Source organism: Dyadobacter jiangsuensis, assembly GCF_003014695.1.
GTDB lineage: Bacteria > Bacteroidota > Bacteroidia > Cytophagales > Spirosomataceae > Dyadobacter > Dyadobacter jiangsuensis.
In genome coordinates this window covers 328403-345680 of the sequence record NZ_PYAS01000002.1, presented here as the reverse complement: position 1 = coordinate 345680, position 17278 = coordinate 328403, and the positions used below count along the sequence as shown (strand labels likewise).

Genomic DNA, 17278 nt, shown 5'->3' with positions numbered 1-17278 from the left:
TGCCTTTGTGGCAAAACAATATGTCAAAAAACAAAAACGCGCTGCTAGGCGCGGCATTCCTGATGGCCACCTCCGCGGTAGGCCCCGGCTTCCTGACCCAAACAACCGTCTTCACCGAAAAGCTGGCGACCAGCTTCGGGTTTGTCATTCTGCTGTCGATACTGATCGACCTCGCCGTCCAGTTCAACATCTGGCAGATCATCACCGTCTCCGGCAAACGTGCCCAGGACCTGGCCAATGAGCTCCTCCCCGGCCTCGGCTACCTGCTCGCATTCCTGATCGTAGCCGGTGGATTGGCATTCAACATCGGCAATGTCGCCGGCGCAGGGCTCGGCATGGAGGCCATGACGGGCGTCAGCGTGGAAACCGGTGCGATACTCAGCGCCGCCATTGCGATCGGCATCTTTCTGTTCAAAGAAGCAGGCAAGGCCATGGACAGTTTTGCCAAGCTACTCGGCTTCGTGATGATCGCCCTCATTCTCTACGTTGCATTCACCTCGCACCCGCCATTGGGCAGCGCCATACACCATACCTTTTTCCCCGAAAAATTCGACCCTATTGCTACGCTGACACTCGTCGGCGGAACAGTGGGCGGGTATATCTCCTTCGCAGGGGCGCATCGCCTGCTCGACTCGGGCATGCGCGGCGAAACCGCATTGAAGGAAGTCAACCGCGGCGCATCCACCGGCATACTCATTACGGCATTAATACGCTATCTCCTCTTTCTGGCAACGCTGGGCATTATCCTCGCCGGTGCGAGCATTAACCCCGACAATCCATCGGCCTCCGTATTCGAAAATGCAGCAGGCTCTTTTGGTAAGCAGCTTTTCGGGTTAATGATCTGGGCAGCGGCCATTACGTCGGTGGTCGGCGCGGCCTATACTTCCATTTCGTTTCTGAGGTCATTTCACCCTTTGATCGAGCAGTATCAATCCTCCATTACCATTGTTTTTATCCTTATTTCGACGGTCATTTTCCTGGTCGTAGGTCGGCCGGTCAAAGTGCTGGTATTTGTAGGTACTTTAAATGGATTTGTATTGCCTATTGCCCTCGCCATTTTGCTCGTCGCGAGCCGCAAACAACGGTTAATGGGCAGTTATCGACATCCGGTACTGCTCCAAGCCGCCGGGTGGGCCGTTGTGCTTATTCTGCTCGCAATGGGTTTCAATGTATTTTAAATGCACTATGAAAAATCTTCTGATCACTACCCTTTCAGTACTTAGCTCCGTTCTCTCCTACGCCCAACGGCCGAAAGAACTGGTCATCAAAATCAATACCCAAAACAAAGTACAAAAGATTGACAACTTTGGTGCCGCCGGCGCCTGGTTTACCGAGGGCATTGCTAAAAACTGGCCGACCCAAAACCGCGAGCAAATGGCCGAATGGCTTTTCAGCAAGGAATTCGACGCCCATGGCAACCCCAAAGGCATCGGCCTCTCGGCCTGGCGGTTCAACATTGGCGGCGGTACAGCCGAGCAGGGCGACAGCAGCGGCATTACCGATTTCCGCAAACGTGTCGAATGCTTCCTACGGCCCGATGGAACCTACGATTGGTCGAAACAAGCCGGTTATATATGGTTTACCAAAAAAGCGAAAGCATACGGCGTCGAAAACCTGATTGCCTTCTCTAACACGCCGCCGGTACAGTTTACGAAGAATGGCCGGGGCTATAAAACCGATAAAGATTACATTTCAAATCTCAAACCGGAGCATTACGACGACTATGCTCGCTTCCTCACGACGGTTTTAAAGCACTTCGAAGACGAAGGTTTGCATTTCAATTACATCAGTCCTGTTAACGAGCCGCAATGGGATTGGTACCACGCTCCGGGGCAAGGGGCCAAGCAGGAAGGAAGCCCGTGGCGCAACGACGAGATCGCCCACGTCGCCCAATCCCTGGACAGTGCTTTGACCGCAACCGGTTCGACCTCCCAAATTCTGATCACCGAAGCCGCGCAACTCGATTTTCTCTACACCAGAACCGGTAACGCTACCCAACAAACGCAAGCCTTTTTCAACCCGAAAAGCAAGCTGGCATTAACCGGCCTCCGTAACCTTCCGCGCCTCATCGGCGGCCACAGCTACTTCACCGACAAAGGCGACAGCTCCCGCATCGCCATCCGCCGACACGTAGCTGATACCACCGCCAAATACGGCGTCACCTTCTGGCAAACCGAATATTCCATGCTCGCCGACGGCTACCGTGAGGGCAAAACCGGCCGCATCCCGGCCATCGACTGTGCCCTGTTCCTCTCCAAAGTCATCCACGACGACCTCGTCTACGGCAACGCCGCCGCCTGGCAGCTCTGGAACAGCTGGGAACCCGGCAATCCCGACTTCGACACGCGATATTACCTCATCGCCCTCGCACCTTCCTCGCGCGAGTACGTGGATGGTACCATCACGGCCACCAAGAATTTATGGGCATTAGGGCATTACAGCCGCTTCATCCGCCCGGGCATGCATCGGCTGAACATCGATCGGGGCGACAAGCTAAGTAGGGAACAAATTGCGCAGGATTTGATGGTTTCGGCTTATGCCAATGAGAAACAGGTGGTGTTGGTGGCTATTAACTATGGGAACGAGGAACGGATGTTAAAGCCGGAGATTGGCGGGTTGAAGGTGAAAGGTGCAGAGGTTTATTTGACTACCGGGGAGAAGGGGGTTGATATGCGGCGGGGAAATGTAAAAAGGATCAATAATGGCTTATTTTCAATTCCACCCAGGAGCTTATCGACGTTGATTTTTTACAAAAATGAAGACTAGTCGAAGCGATAACTTATTGCTTAATTTATTACCTGTGGCTAAATTACTATTTAGCTAAATTGCAATACGGAAATCCAACCTCTCCAAAATAACAACAGATCTCAACTATGCCGTACACTGCACAAGTTTTCAATGTAATGCTTGCATCACCATCCGATGTAGCAGAAGAGCGAAAAGTCGCACGAGAAGTGATTCTAGAATGGAATAACGTTCACTCTCAGAGTAGAAAAATCGTTTTAATGCCCATTGGGTGGGAGTATAATGCTGTACCAGAGATGGGCGATAGACCACAAGAGATTATCAACAAACAATTGCTAACCAACGCCGACATACTGATTGGGATATTTTGGACTCGAATCGGGACATCCACTGGCAAGGCCGTTAGCGGCACAGTCGAAGAAATCGAGAATCACATCAATTCCAATCGGCCCACTCTTCTATATTTCTCCAACAAGCCCGTCAATCCCGATACAATCGATGCCCAGCAACATGCGGGAGTTAAAAGTTTAAAGCAAGAATTTCAGCCAAGAGGACTCTCTGAATCTTTCAATTCACTCGACGATTTTAAATCCAAACTCCAAAGGCAACTAGCTACGAAACTAAATGAAAGTGAGTACATAGAGATAGTTACTAATGTTCAACTTCCCATACCTAATCCAACTCCGTTGATGTCTGATTCGGCAAAATTGTTACTTAAAGAGTGCGCGCTAGACGAAGACGGTGAAATATACATGGTTAATTATATTGGAGGATTTGAACTACAAACAAACAACAAGAAAATCAATACAGACAATTCAGCAAGAACTTTGGCAAATTTCCAATCAGCAATTAAAGAGCTACAAAGCCTAGGCTTAATCCACAGTATAGGTACCCAAGGGACTGGATTTCGTATAACAGCCGAAGGTTACAACTTGGCCGACAAGATTAACAACTCAGACATCTAAATGCATTGCTAAATCAACTCCTCCTTCATCCCAAACTCCCGCATTTTCCGCAACAACCGCATCAAAATCTCACTATTATCAATCGCGTACAGCGCATGCTCTCGCGAGATGTTCCATTCGTGTGCAGGCCGCAGATAGTGAAGGAGCATATCGTTGAGAACGTGTTCTAATTCCACAAGATCAACATCGTCATTCAGGAAATCTTTGAGCAACTTGAATGCCGCTTGATCACGGCGCTGTTGATAAAAATCGGTGTGCATAGCTATGAGGTTGATGATGGAATGCAGCAATAAACGGTGCCGCACTTGCCGTTGTCCAACTCAAGAGTAGAGCAATGGAATGTAGTCCATTACGGTAGTTACGGCACCGTTCATTGATAGAAATACCATTCACAACCAGTTCATGGCTGTTAACGGAATGTTCGGCAGTAACTCTACTCTTGGATTGGACGGGGTAAACTTAAAACGCTTACCGTTAATTACAAAGTCGCAACCGTTCAATTGAAGGAGAAATGAATAAGTGGCTGATTTCGCTTATCAAGCAAGTTGACTTGGCGCCCGCGGAAGGATTAACTTTGTATTCCATACTCTGAAAATGCCTGCGGTGCATGAAGGTCACTACGCACTCGAGGGGGCATCCCTCCCAGGGATACCACACTATTCATTGACACACTATCAATGCTTGAAAAATACACTGATATCGAAACCTCGACTGACTTTACAACTTTCGAATTTGATAGCATTGGCCCAAAAGGTAAAGTGAGAAAGATTGTACTTTACACTCCTTTTGAACTCAAAAACTATTTCAACCTCGGCTTTGGAGACAAAAATCTCGATACAGGCGAGTTTGACGATTTGATAGTCACTAATAATGGTGACAGTGGCAAGATTTTAGCCACGGTCGCATCGACATTGCTGACATTTACAGATCAGTATCCGCATGCCAAAGTGATCATCACAGGCAGTACCTTATCTCGAACCAGACTTTATCACATCAACATTGCCAGCAACTTGTCGATAATCAAAGAAAACTTTACGGTGTTTGGCTTATACGAGAATGTCTGGCTTCCCTTCGAGAAAGACGTCCGATACGATGCCTTTTTAGTGCATAGAAATTTGTAAATTTGAATACTATGAAGAATATGACGAACAACAGAAAGCTTCCCAAGGGCTTCAAAATCAATTCTGAACTGAATGGGAAATACCATAATGACCCAGCTGTGCTCAGAAAAATGGAGAAAGCTCGGGAAATTTTGCGTATCGCCGGCTGCCCGGAGGATAGGTAGAGATTGGTAAACCGCCAACAAAAAACCGCAGCGGAACGATATCCGCTACGGTTAATGCTATTCTAGCTCGTCAAAAGCCAGCATCCATCTTCTGAACTTCGTGAGTTCAATTACTTACTCAAAGCCCCATTCACATCCAACCTTCCACCGGTAACCGTCTTGCCAGCCAGCGAAGCCGTAGGCACAGCACTGGACAGGATCGCGTTACGTATCTGCGCGACGGACGCGCCCGGGTGTGTGGATGCGTACAAGGCCACCGCACCGGTCACGTGCGGGGTCGCCATAGAGGTGCCGTTATAGGATGAATAGGTATTATAGGCGGTGGTAGAGTTGATGGCAACGCCCGGCGCACCGATATCAACTGTGGTAGCGCCATATTGGGAAAAGCTTGCCAGCGCTCCGTTTTTATCGATGGCTGCCACTGCAATCACATTCGGAAGATTGTAGTTCGAAGGATAGCTCGCAGTGACATCGTTGTTCGTCCCGGCGTTTCCGGCAGCTGCGATAAACATAATCCCCGCATTGTTGGCACGGGCGATCGCGTCATACAGCGCTTGCGAATAGCCTCCGCCGCCCCAGGAATTGTTGCTGGCCACGATGTTGATCCCCCGGTTTTTCAAGCTGGTGAGGTAGTCGACAGCCTTCACGGCATCGGCCGTAGTACCACCGCGGCGGCCAAGGAATTTCGCTGAAATGAGTTTGATATTCCAGTTTACTCCTACAACTCCCTGACCGTTAGCCTTGCCTCCGATGGTGCCCGATACGTGGGTGCCATGGTCGTCGAGCATGCCTTTGGTGCCTCCGTCGTAGATAGAACCGTCCTTATTGGCGAAATCCCAGCCGTTGGTATCGTCCACAAGCCCGTTGCCGTCGTTATCGATGCCGTCTGTCGGGTCGGCGGGATTAACCCAAACCTGGCCCGCCAGATCCGGGTGCGTGAGTTGAATACCTTCGTCGATCACGCCCACGTACACCGAAGCGAGGCCCGTATTACCCGCTGCCCAGGCTGCGGCCGCATTACTGCCATAGGTACTGGCGGGGCTTGTCGACGGGCCGTACATGCCCCAAAGCGATCCATTTGTGAAATAGGTGTCTGTCGAAGCAGCAGTATGGTAATACACATAATTGGGCTCGGCAAATTCCACTCCCTCGGCGCCATTGAGTTCCGCAATGGCTTCCAGGACGTTTTTATTGACCTTCACCAGCGCGAGTCCCTCTTTTTTACCGGCCCGTTCCATGGCCTTTGTCAGGATTTTCTCTACGGGCTGTCCTTTTACCTTGTCGAAAGCCTTTTGTTTGGCAGCAGCTGATGCGCCTTCTTTAAACTGGACGAGCAATTCACCTTCTACAAACTCACTTTCGCCGCTTGTTCGCAACGTGCTTCCTGAGGTTTCCGAAGGTGCAGGCGATTGATTTTCAATGGAAGTTTCCCGACAGCCTGCGATGGCAAAGGTCATGACCGCAGAGGCGAACAAGACCCTGTGTGTCAATAAATTGTACATACTTTTCATAGGTCAGATTTTTAAGGTGCGATTGGTATTCAAGGTGCACAAAAATTAGCTGCCGGTAAAGAGTCCTGTACAAACAATTCAAAATAAATTACCAAAAAATAAGGTAACCACCAGGCACCCTACCGATCCTCCAAATCGTTATCCAACTCCCATATCTCGTACTTCGTTATTGTTTCTTCTTCTTTGGCCCCCTTAGCAACGGTGGAGCGCGTTAGTTTCAGATATGTCGGCCATCCCGAGTCGAGGTCCATCAGGATGGTGGAGTAAGTATCCATTTCCATGTTGAGATTTGCCATTTGGTCCTCCATCTTTTTGTCGGCCTGCAATCCGGAATCCTCCCGCGTCTTTTTAAGGAAAGCGGTATAATCCTTGGCGAATTGCTCCATATTCCCGAATTTTTCTGCATCGAATTGCGCTATCCCCATTGTATCGAGTGCCGCAACGTACAGGTAACAATCAAACTGGATCGGCTTTTTCATAAGCGGGTGAGGAATAGCTTCCTGAAAGTTCAGCGTATCGTTAATTCCCGTTCGATACCCGTGCACGCCGTGAAATTGGGCAAGGAACGTCTCGTACATGCGGCTAAACAGTATCTTCCCGTTTGCAGTCATATCCAGCACTGTTGTAAATACTTTTTGTTCCGCCTCATTGTTTGCTTTAAAAGTCGCCTTTTGCTTCTGTCTGATTACATTCATCAGCGCTTCCAGCTTCCCCTCTACTTCTGCCCGATTTTTAAAGGATTTAAATGTGCCATTGGCATCGGTGGTATAATGTAAGGTCAAATCTTCGTCACGAATATTCAACTGTGCAATATTAAGATCGCCGGCAGCAGTACTTACAAGCTTGTTTTCCACGATCTTGAAAGTAAGATCGTAGGAGTCTGCGGTCGAATCGGTCACGGTAAACTCGGCAATGCAGTCCATGATCTTTTTCTCGGAAGTGAGGCTATCACCCTTATATTGTTTATCGAGCTTATAGGCCCGATACTTCTTCTTCTCACCCTTTTTCCAATAAGCAACTACCTGAACCGTCCCGACGGTAGTATCCCTGGAAACCCAGCGCACATCACTGATTTCCTGCCCGAAAGCAATATTTACTGAGCACAAAAAGGCAATAGCAAGAAAGATTTTTGATAGAGGTTTCATATGGAGGTGAGTAAATAAATAATCGGTTACCGAAGCTACACTTTAGATATCACTTATTTGTGCGCGGCGAGTCGTCGGCAAAAATTTTTACAAAAAATTTGCGCAACCCAAAAGTTGCATATATATTTGCAACCATCAAGTTGCATATTTCGATCGTGTATGAAAGGAGATATTTTTCAAGCCATTGCGGATCCGACGAGAAGGGCCATTCTCGTGCTGATCGCGGCACAGTCCATGACGCCCAATGCCCTGGCAGAACATTTTGATACTTCCAGGCAGGCGGTTTCGAAGCATATCAAGGTACTCGCCGATTGCGAGCTGCTCACGCAGAACAAAGTCGGGAGGGAGATCCACTATTACTTCAATCCGGTCAAAATGAAAGAGCTCGACCACTGGTTGACACAGTTCAAAAAACACTGGGAAGACCGTTTCAATCAATTAGATCAACTTTTAATCAACCTAAATTCCAATTCAGATGAAAACTAGCCTCGTAATGAATTTTTCGGTAGACAAGGAGAATAACCGTGTCAATGTGGAACGGGAATTTGCCGCCCCGGTGGGGAAAGTTTGGGCCGCCTGGACGCAACAAGAGCTGCTCGACCAGTGGTGGGCGCCGCGCCCGTGGAAAGCCCGCACCAAATCGATGGATTTCCGTGAAGGCGGCACCTGGCTCTACGCCATGGTAGGTCCCGAGGGAGAAGAACATTGGTCGAAGGCCGATTACCTCACAATCGATGCGAAAAAGAGCTTCTCGGCGCTCGACGCATTCTGCGATGCCGAGGGAAATCTGAGCCCGGATTTCGCGCGCTCTACCTGGACGAATACGTTCACCGACGCCAACGGCACGACGACAGTTTCCGTGGTAATTCAATATGATAAATACGAGGACATCGAGCAGATCATGCAGATGGGCTTCAAAGAGGGCTTCACAATGGCGCTTGGTAATCTGGACGAGTTGCTGGAAAAGTAATCATTGCATTTCATCAACAAACAAATGCCCCCTGAACGGTCGGTTCCGTCAGGGGGCATACTATTTCTTTCAACTGATATTAATCTTGCTCCACAGCAGCCACTTCTTTTTTGGCAACCATATAATAAACGGGGATACCCAATAGCACAATGATGAGCCCCGGCCAGGTGTATTCAGGCTTGTAGATGATCAGCAGCACACAGAATGCCACACCCATGATAATGTAAATAATGGGCAGGAATGGGTAACCAAATGCTTTGTAGGGCCGAGGCGCATCGGGACGCTTTTTACGGAGAATGAATATCCCGATGATCGTAAGCATATAAAATACGACCACCACGAAAGAAATCATATCCAGCAAATTGCCATACTTCCCGCTGAGCGCCCATAAAGAGGCGATCACACATTGCAGCCAAAGACCGATTTCCGGTACTGCGTTTTTGTTCAGCTGACCTACTTTTTGAAAGAACAGGCCGTCTTTTGCCATTGAATAGTACACGCGCGCACCGGACATGATAAGGCCATTGTCACAACCAAAAGTGGAAATCATGATCATCACGGCGATCACGATCGTGCCGGAGTTTCCGAAAATTACGTGTGAGGCGGTCACTGCCACACGGTCTTTATCCGAGGATGCAATTTCTTCCAGGGAGAGCACGCCCGTGTACATCACGTTGGTAAGTACGTAAATGACTGTTACGATGATCGTCCCCAATGCAAGGCTCAGACCGATATTACGCTGCGGATTCTTGATTTCACCGGCGATGAACGTCACGTTATTCCACGAATCACTGCTGAAAATGGAGCCTACCATGGATGCGGCAATGGCGCCGAACGCGGCAATAGTAGTGTAAGATTCAATGCTGCCGTCCGGTGCAAGTTTGTGCAAATCCCACATGCCTTCACCCCAGTTGGCTGCCCACACTTCGGGTTTCATGAAAATCAATCCGAAAACGATGAGGCCGAGAAGGCTCAGGAGCTTGGTTAACGTAAATGTGGTTTGAATGATTTTCCCGCTGTTGACGCCACGTGTATTCGTAAACGTCAGTACCACAATCACGACAATGGACAGTAGCTGGGCGGGACTTATTTTGAGGAAACCGAGATCCAATGCGACCAGATCCTCGCTGAATTGCGGGATCAGGTAAGCCGTGAATTTCGCAAATGCCACCGCTACGGCGGCGATAGTGGCGGTTTGAATGACAGTGAAAAAGCTCCAACCGTACAGGAAGCCGATCAGGGGATTGTAGGCTTCTTTGAGATAAATATACTGGCCTCCCGCCTTGGGGAACATCGCGCTGAGCTCGCCGTAGCTCAATGCGGCCGTGAGCGTCATAAAACCGGTGATGAGCCACACGAACATCAGCCAGCCCACACTGCCGGTATTGCGCATGATGTCGGCGCTTACAATAAAAATGCCCGATCCGATCATACTGCCGGCAACGAGCATCGTGGCGTCAACAAGACCTAATGAGGGCTTGAAAGAGGTGTTTTCTTGTGGCATAAAGGGTAATAGGTTTTATGAAGTCAGGTGTTAATCTGTGAAAACTACAAAGTATTTGGACGACTCACAATATCCCCACCCCGCCACTCGCTAAAATGGCCCCCAAATGCCGCCTTGCGATGTTAGTGGTACCGTTCCGGATCGTAAAGCGCAACATCCACGGAAGGCTTGACGCGATCGGCCAGCTCGGCCACGATTTTCCCGGTACCAGGTCCGAGGCTAATGCCCATCATGCCGTGTCCTCCGGCGACGATCAGGTTGCTCAGCTTTTTGGAATAACCCAAATAGGGCAAGCCGTCGGGCGAGCAAGGCCGGAAACCGTACCAGATACGGTCCTTTTGCGGGACGGCCACGTCGAGTTCAGGGTAATATTGCGGAATGGAATTCACGATCCCCTCCACTCTGTTAATATTGATCTGATTGTTCAGCGGCGCGAGCTCCATGGTCCCGCCAAAGCGCACCTGCCCGTTCATAGGCGTTACGGCCACGCGGGCTTCGAGGAGCAATGCGGGGTGCACAATAGGATGCTTGTCGTTGGGTTCCATAAAGGAATAGCCCTTGCCCGGCATTACCGGTATGGAAAGGCCCGCTTGCTTTGCCAATTGCGGCAGCCACGAGCCGCCTGTCATCACTACCAAATCCCCTTCGTAGGTTTTGCCCGCGGTTTTAACTCTTTTGATTTCTCCGCTTTGAATATCAAAACCGGTTACTTCCGTGTTTTTGACAATTTCGGCACCCAGCGTTGTAATGCTTTTGATTAAGCCATTCACCAATGCCGTTGGGTACAAATGCGCGTCGCAGCGGTAATGCACTGCGCCGGCTACGTCCAATTTAATGCCTGGTTCCAATGCCTGTACTTGCTCCCGGTTGAGCATCTCAATGTCCAGGCCCAGCTGCTGGCCTTGCTTACCGACGTGAATTTCCTCTTCACCGGTTTTGTCGGATTTGTAGAGCATCAATATGCCCTTTTCTTCGAGTCCAAAATCCAGGTTTTCGTCGCGAACGAGGTCTTCGTAAAGCTTTTTACTCAACAAATGATAGTCCCGTAAATGCGGGGCAGCTCGTTCTACATTGGTTTCGGTGGCCGCTTTCATGAATTTCAAACCCCATGAAATCAGCGAAAAATCGAGGGATGGTTTTACATAAAAAGGGCTGCGGCTGTTGAACATCCATTTAATGCCCTTCGAAACCATGCCCGGAGCAGCGAGCGGGATAAAATGGCTGGGCACGATCATACCCGCATTGCCGATGGAGCAGTTATCGAACAAGTCGCCCTTGTCGAGCAACGTCACTTTCCATCCGCTTTTAAGCATATAATAGGCCGAAGCCAGACCCGAAATTCCGCCACCGATGATGACGGCGCTGCCTTTTTTTGTAGTCATCCCAACGCTGAGTTTTCAGCCACTTTAAACTTTGAACTATAAACTTTAAACTCTTAAATCACCTGGAAACCGAATGCGTAAGGATCCTCCTCGTCGTCGATGAAGATCGTATTATGTCCGGTAATCACGGCCCAGCCTTCGATTCCCGGAATCATAGCCGGCTTATCGCCGATCGTCGTCTCTTCCTCCACAGTCCCGATGAATTTGGATCCGATAATGCTTTCGTGTATGAAACGGTCGCCTTTTTTGAGCTTGCCCTTCGCGTGCCACTGCGCCATACGTGCGGATGTACCCGTGCCGCACGGGGAGCGGTCGATGGCCTTATCACCATAAAACACGGCATTACGCGCGGTGGAAGTAGGATCTATTGGCGCGCCGGTCCATAGGAAGTGGCTCAGCCCTTTGATATGCTCGTTTTCGGGGTGAACGAATGTGTACTGTTCGTTCATCCGCTGGCGGCACACGCGGCTCCAACTAATGAGCTGATCGGCGGTGTAGTTTTCAATACCTTTGAAATTCTCCTGCGGGTCGACGATGGCGTAGAAGTTACCTCCGTAGGAAACATCGACAGTCAATGTGCCCAGATCAGGGCATTCAACGGTCAGCTTTTCGGCTGCCAGGAATGATTTGATATTAATCAGTTTGACCGACTTCACTTTCCGGCCTTCCTGCACATACTCCACCAGCACCAAGCCGGCGGGCGTTTCGAGACGCAACTTGCCCGGCACCTTGGGCGTTACCAGCCCTTCTTCAATGGCAATGGTGACGGTACCGATCGTTCCGTGGCCGCACATCGGGAGGCAGCCGCTGGTTTCGATGTAGAGTACGCCAATGTCGTTGGCGGGATCAATGGGCGGATAGAGAATGCTGCCGCTCATCATGTCATGCCCGCGGGGCTCGAACATCAGGCCCTTGCGGATCCAGTCGAATTCCTTCAAAAAATGGAGCCTGCGCTCCATCATGCTGTTGCCCTCGAGGAGCGGCCCGCCACCTGCGACTACGCGTACGGGGTTGCCGCAGGTGTGGGCGTCGATACAGAAAAAAGTTTTACGCATAAAGGCTCCCGGGCTGCTGTTACAGCGCCGCTTTGGTTATTTCGTTATCCACCGTCCGCCAGATTCCGAGCGGGTTGGCATTTTTTAATTCGTCTGGTAAAAACTCGTCGGGCCAGCTCTGGAAGCTCAACGGGCGGGTAAACCGCTTGATCGCGTCCGGGCCTACCGAGGTAAACTGGGCGTTGCTCGACGACGGGAATGGCCCTCCATGGTGCATCGATTTGCACACTTCTACACCGGTAGGGAAGTTGTTGAAGATAATGCGGCCGCATTTGTTCTGAATCGCAGCTACCAACTCACGGTGAGAAGCAAGATCTTCGCTTGATGCGAGCAAGGTGGCCGTCAGCTGGCCGTGCAATTTTTCGGTTACCGCCAGCATTTCATCTGCATTCCGGCATTTCACGATCAATGCAAATGGTCCGAAAACTTCGGTTTGCAGTTCGTCATTGATCAGAAAATCGACGCCCGAAACAGTTGCCACGGTAGCAGCCCCCTGGCCTTCGGCAGCTTCCGTAGCAGCTACCGCTACCAGCTCTACTCCCGACTGCCCGATCACCTTCTCGCGGTTTCCGCGGTAAGCGACGGCAATACCGGCATTCAGCATCGGCGCAGGAAGGATATTCACAATCTCCTGGTTCAATGCTTCGATGAAGCCGTCCGCAGCAGCGCTATCTTCGGTGATCAGCAGGCCGGGATTGGTACAGAACTGCCCTACACCCAACGTCAGCGAACCTGCGTATTGCTTTGCCAGCTCGGCGCCCGCAGTGCCCAGCTTGCCGGGCAGCAGGAATACCGGGTTAATGCTTCCCATTTCCGCAAACACCGGAATAGGCTCTTTACGCTTGTTGGCAACTTCCACCAATGCCAGCCCGCCACGGTTAGATCCCGTGAAACCGACTGCCTTGATCACCGGATGGGCAACCAATGCCTGTGCTTCTTCGATGGTGTCCGTAAAAATATGGGCAAAAGTACCTTCCGGAAAACCGCTTTTGGCTACTCCGCGACTGATGGCATCCGCCATGATCTGGGAAGTTTTCGGATGGCCGGGATGCGCTTTCACTACTACCGGACAGCCTGCTGCAATAGCACTGGCCGTGTCGCCGCCCGCCGTCGAAAATGCAAACGGGAAGTTACTAGCCCCGAACACGGCCACCGGGCCTAATCCAACATTCGTTTTGCGGATATCGGGCTTCGGCACTGCACGCTGCGGGTTCGCCGTATCGATGCTCGCGTCGAGCGAATAACCTTTTTCGACCGCATCGGCATAACTTCTCCATTGGAATACCGTCCGTGCTTTTTCGCCGTTAAGGCGTGCTTCGGGTAGGTTCGACTCCGCCATGGCCGTCTGGACCAGCTCGGGACCGAGCGCTTCGATCTCGTCGGCAATGTTGTTCATCAACGCAACCCTGCGGCGCAAAGCATAGGCGTTCATCGCTACGAATGCTTCCTGGGCTTTTTCAAGAATAAGGTCTAGATCGGACAATTTCATAATGAATGGTTTTGACAAAAACAGAACAATCCTGCGCAGAGAATCTAACGATCAGGCTGCGCATTTTTTGTCAATATTACGGTTATTGGCGGGGTTGAGACCATCCGGGATATTTTTCTTACGGTGCGCTGCACCTTACCACCCCAAAATTCCCGACCCCACATCTACAAGTATTGCGGCGCTCTGCGCCTTATGCGTATCACAAGGCGTAGAGCGCCGGAAGAAAGGATGCTACCGCATTATGCCACGTCAACCGCCAGATTCAAATAATCCGGCAATTCAGGCTGCGTAGCGATGGCCTGATCGATGATCGCGAGCACTTTTTCACGCTCTGCACCGTGAAGCGGCAGGCGTGGCGCGCGAACGTATTCCGAACCGATACCCATTTTGGCAGCGGCCAGTTTGATATTTTGAACGAGTTTGGGATGAATATCCAGTTCCAGCAACGGCAGGTACCAGCGGTAGATCGCCAATGCCTCTTTATATTGACCGGCCTTCACGAGGTTGAAGATCGCAACGGTCTCTTTCGGGAATGCATCCACCAAGCCGCCGATCACACCATCGGCACCGAGCATTACTTCTTCCATAATCAGGGTATCCACACCGCAGAACACGCGGAAACGGTCTCCGAATTTGTTGAACAGACGCGTTACATTGCTCACGTCGCGGGTCGATTCCTTGATCGCGTGGATGTTCGGCACTTTGGCGAGTTCTTCGAACATCGACAGCGTTACCTCGATTTTATAGTCGTAAGGATTGTTATAGATCATGATCGAAAGTGAAACGCTTTCGGCGATGGTCTTGAACCAGGTTACAGTTTCATCATCATCGGCCTTGTAACGCATCGGCGGCAGGATCATCAAACCATCGGCGCCAACGCTTTCGGCTTCTTTCGCAATGCTTATTGCTTCGGCAGTAGATTGCTCGGCGATACCCAGCACTACGGGGAGGCCGGCAGGAAGTGCCTGTTTAGCATATTTCACCAGTTCCATTTTCTCGGCGCGGGTGAGCGTACTGGCTTCCCCGAGCGAACCGCCTACGATTACCCCGGTAATACCCGCTTCAACCTGCGCTTCGAGGTTCTTGCCGAACAGCTCAAAATCAACCGTATCATCTGATTTGAATGGCGTCACCAACGCTGGGAAAATGCCAGACCATGCTTCTTTGTTCATATCCTGCTTATGTTAAAATTTTAGTCCAAAATTAATCCATGCTTCCATGCGGATATTCACATGTTTTAATCAATTCCTTACATATTTTAACATAGTCCCAAAAATCGCATCAAAGCTTGTTTTCAACAAACACCACCTGCGCCCTGTCGGCCTTTCTGATCTTTTTCAGGAAATCGACCCAGGCCGCAAAATCCTTCGATCCGTAGCGTCCGCCGTTCATTACCACTTTCCTCGCGCAAATGAGCTTGTTGTTCTCGTAGGTAGTTTTCAATTCATAACTGCCGAATGCGGAAGCAATCTGGAATGCAGGCAACGTGGTTTCTAATTTGTAGTTGGCCGGAACTTCATATGATATTGTATCAAGATCGGTAAAGTTGTAATCTGAAACAGGCAGGTAGAAATCCGACGACCGCTCGCTTACCGAAGGGAGTTCGAGCGGCCGGCTCAGCAGGCTTGGCTTCACGAATAGCCGCGTGCCGGTTTTAGTAGCACAGTTGCGTACGTTCAGGGTCAGCTTTTCCGTCACGGAGGGATCTTGCCCCTGGGTCAGCTCAAAGCGCTGCAAATCGAGGCTGGGCAGATTAATATGGTTCAAAAGCCATTTTTTCTGCTCTTCCTTGGACCCGCCGTTGATCACACTCGCGCGGCTTTCATGCTGCAACCCGGTGTACAATACCTGCACGTCCACCACGCCGTCGCCGGTCTCCCCGAGCTTCACCATCGCGCGGCTGTTCCGTACATTCTGGCCCGATTTATAGTCGTGCGTCCGCACGAGCTTGCCGCCATCGGGTGTCACCAGCAGCGCATAGCGCCCGCCCGTGAAGGAGCCCATGAAATCGGGCTTCGTAGTCTGGCTCGTGCATTCGAGCCACAAGGTATCCTTATCCACCAACGCGCAGGCAATGGCGTGATTGAACTGGTTGCTGGGAAAATCGGGCTTGATTTGTTCCTCTTTTCCGGCTGCAATGAGAGCCGTGTAACCCTGGATACCGACCGACCGTAATGCCGCAAGGGTGAAATTCGTCAGCGCTTTGCAATCCCCGTACCCGGTATTGGCCACGGTGGTAGCGTCGATCGTCTGCCAGCCGCCGATCCCCAGCTGAATGCTCACATACCGGGAGCGCGATTGCATCCATTTATATATCAACTCCGCCTTCTCCCGGTCCGATTTGGCTGTCTTCACCACATTCCTGATCTCCGCGAGGGTACTGGCCGGCAGCACATCCCTTCCCGCATTCAGCGTATGATAGAACTTCCCCAAATCTCCCCAGGTGTTGAAATTGCCTTTGTAATCCTGCACTTCAAATTCGGAAGGTGCTACAATCATGAGCGGCACACGATCCTCTTGCGGAAGCGGATAAAAGTCATCCGATTTTTTAACCGGATAGTCTTTGAGTGTCCATTGGTACAGATCGCCGCCGTCGGCGTCCGTCGATTTCACCATTGCCGGAGCATCGTTGTATTCCTTAAACCTGAATTTAAACCCTGCGGGCGCTTTGATTTTATAAGTAGAAAGTTCCACCGCCGATTTCTCGTCCGACACGGGCGTCCACCAGGGATACATCATCATGTTCCGCTTGCGAACCTCGTACACGTACTCGATCGTGTAGGGATAGGCATAGCTCTTCTTTCCAAAGTTTGCGAGCTTCACACGGGCGTCACTGATGTCGTCGCCACCCGAGCCGTAGCCGTAGTCCTCGATGTCGGAGTTGCGCAGCTTCCTGACTTGCTTGCCGCCCGCATCGTACAAGGTTCCACTGATATCGGAGATCTTCGTAAACTTGTCGTACCGTACAAACAGTGCCCCGTGCTTCTCCTCCCCGCTTTCGTTCAAAACGGTGACCACCGTCCTGATCTTCTGAGTGGCCTCCCCCTGGGACTTGATTTCCCAAACCAGTTCATCCACCCGCACCACAGCATTTGCATCCTTTATCAATGCAGGATTGATTTTATCCACACTGAAATCCGACTGTCCCGAAACACCCAGCGGAAACAGCAGGCACATGGTGATCACGTACCCTAGCGACAATTTTAATTTTTGCATGAAAACAGGAG

General features: G+C 50.7%; 15 protein-coding genes. 6 read left to right on the top strand and 9 right to left on the bottom strand.

The window, feature by feature from the left end; translation table 11 throughout:
• The first annotated feature begins 20 nt into the window (after positions 1-20).
• The 3 genes from CLV60_RS04715 (at position 21) to CLV60_RS04705 (ending at position 3710) form a co-directional block, all read left to right on the top strand.
• Complete coding sequence (locus CLV60_RS04715; protein ID WP_106594234.1) at positions 21-1178, top strand: NRAMP family divalent metal transporter; 1158 nt, start codon at positions 21-23, stop codon at positions 1176-1178.
• 7 nt (positions 1179-1185) lie between these two features.
• The gene (locus CLV60_RS04710) at positions 1186-2766 is read left to right on the top strand and encodes a glycoside hydrolase (RefSeq protein ID WP_106594233.1); all 1581 of its coding nucleotides are present in this window, start codon (positions 1186-1188) and stop codon (positions 2764-2766) included.
• A gap of 107 nt (positions 2767-2873) precedes the next feature.
• A complete protein-coding gene (locus CLV60_RS04705) occupies positions 2874-3710 on the top strand; it encodes a DUF4062 domain-containing protein (protein ID WP_106594232.1) in 837 nt (278 codons plus the stop codon).
• A gap of 8 nt (positions 3711-3718) precedes the next feature.
• Here CLV60_RS04705 and CLV60_RS04700 read toward each other — a convergent pair whose 3' ends face one another.
• Positions 3719-3970 carry a hypothetical protein gene (locus CLV60_RS04700; protein ID WP_106594231.1) on the bottom strand — a complete coding sequence of 84 codons (252 nt, stop codon included), beginning with the start codon at positions 3968-3970 and terminating at the stop codon, positions 3719-3721.
• Between the two features lie 417 nt (positions 3971-4387).
• Between CLV60_RS04700 and CLV60_RS04695 the strand changes: the two genes are divergently transcribed.
• Complete coding sequence (locus tag CLV60_RS04695; RefSeq protein WP_106594230.1) at positions 4388-4831, top strand: DUF6934 family protein; 444 nt, start codon at positions 4388-4390, stop codon at positions 4829-4831.
• 274 nt (positions 4832-5105) lie between these two features.
• Here CLV60_RS04695 and CLV60_RS04690 read toward each other — a convergent pair whose 3' ends face one another.
• Entirely contained in the window at positions 5106-6497 is a 1392-nt protein-coding gene (locus tag CLV60_RS04690; protein WP_106594492.1) for a S8 family peptidase, read from the bottom strand.
• Positions 6498-6625: 128 nt separating this feature from the next.
• The gene (locus tag CLV60_RS04685; RefSeq protein WP_146151521.1) at positions 6626-7651 is read right to left on the bottom strand and encodes a hypothetical protein; all 1026 of its coding nucleotides are present in this window, start codon (positions 7649-7651) and stop codon (positions 6626-6628) included.
• A 159-nt stretch (positions 7652-7810) separates the two neighbouring features.
• On the opposite strand from CLV60_RS04685, the gene CLV60_RS04680 reads away from it, so the two are divergent.
• The gene (locus CLV60_RS04680; protein ID WP_106594228.1) at positions 7811-8137 is read left to right on the top strand and encodes an ArsR/SmtB family transcription factor; all 327 of its coding nucleotides are present in this window, start codon (positions 7811-7813) and stop codon (positions 8135-8137) included.
• Positions 8127-8621, top strand: coding sequence for an SRPBCC family protein (locus CLV60_RS04675; RefSeq protein ID WP_106594227.1), 495 nt, complete (start codon positions 8127-8129; stop codon positions 8619-8621). The genes CLV60_RS04680 and CLV60_RS04675 overlap by 11 nt, the downstream gene beginning before the upstream one ends.
• Before the next feature lie 79 nt (positions 8622-8700).
• Here CLV60_RS04675 and CLV60_RS04670 read toward each other — a convergent pair whose 3' ends face one another.
• The 6 genes from CLV60_RS04670 to CLV60_RS04645 form a co-directional block, all read right to left on the bottom strand.
• A complete protein-coding gene (locus tag CLV60_RS04670; RefSeq protein ID WP_106594226.1) occupies positions 8701-10125 on the bottom strand; it encodes an APC family permease in 1425 nt (474 codons plus the stop codon).
• Positions 10126-10247: 122 nt separating this feature from the next.
• Complete coding sequence (locus tag CLV60_RS04665) at positions 10248-11507, bottom strand: NAD(P)/FAD-dependent oxidoreductase (RefSeq protein ID WP_106594225.1); 1260 nt, start codon at positions 11505-11507, stop codon at positions 10248-10250.
• A gap of 53 nt (positions 11508-11560) precedes the next feature.
• Complete coding sequence (locus tag CLV60_RS04660; RefSeq protein WP_106594224.1) at positions 11561-12562, bottom strand: 4-hydroxyproline epimerase; 1002 nt, start codon at positions 12560-12562, stop codon at positions 11561-11563.
• A 19-nt stretch (positions 12563-12581) separates the two neighbouring features.
• The gene (locus CLV60_RS04655) at positions 12582-14051 is read right to left on the bottom strand and encodes an aldehyde dehydrogenase (NADP(+)) (protein ID WP_106594223.1); all 1470 of its coding nucleotides are present in this window, start codon (positions 14049-14051) and stop codon (positions 12582-12584) included.
• 239 nt (positions 14052-14290) lie between these two features.
• On the bottom strand, positions 14291-15223 hold the full coding sequence (locus tag CLV60_RS04650; protein WP_106594222.1) for a dihydrodipicolinate synthase family protein: 933 nt from the start codon (positions 15221-15223) through the stop codon (positions 14291-14293).
• Positions 15224-15332: 109 nt separating this feature from the next.
• Positions 15333-17267, bottom strand: a complete 1935-nt coding sequence (locus tag CLV60_RS04645) for a DUF3857 domain-containing transglutaminase family protein (RefSeq protein WP_106594221.1) — start codon at positions 17265-17267, stop codon at positions 15333-15335.
• Between the last annotated feature and the right edge of the window lie 11 nt (positions 17268-17278).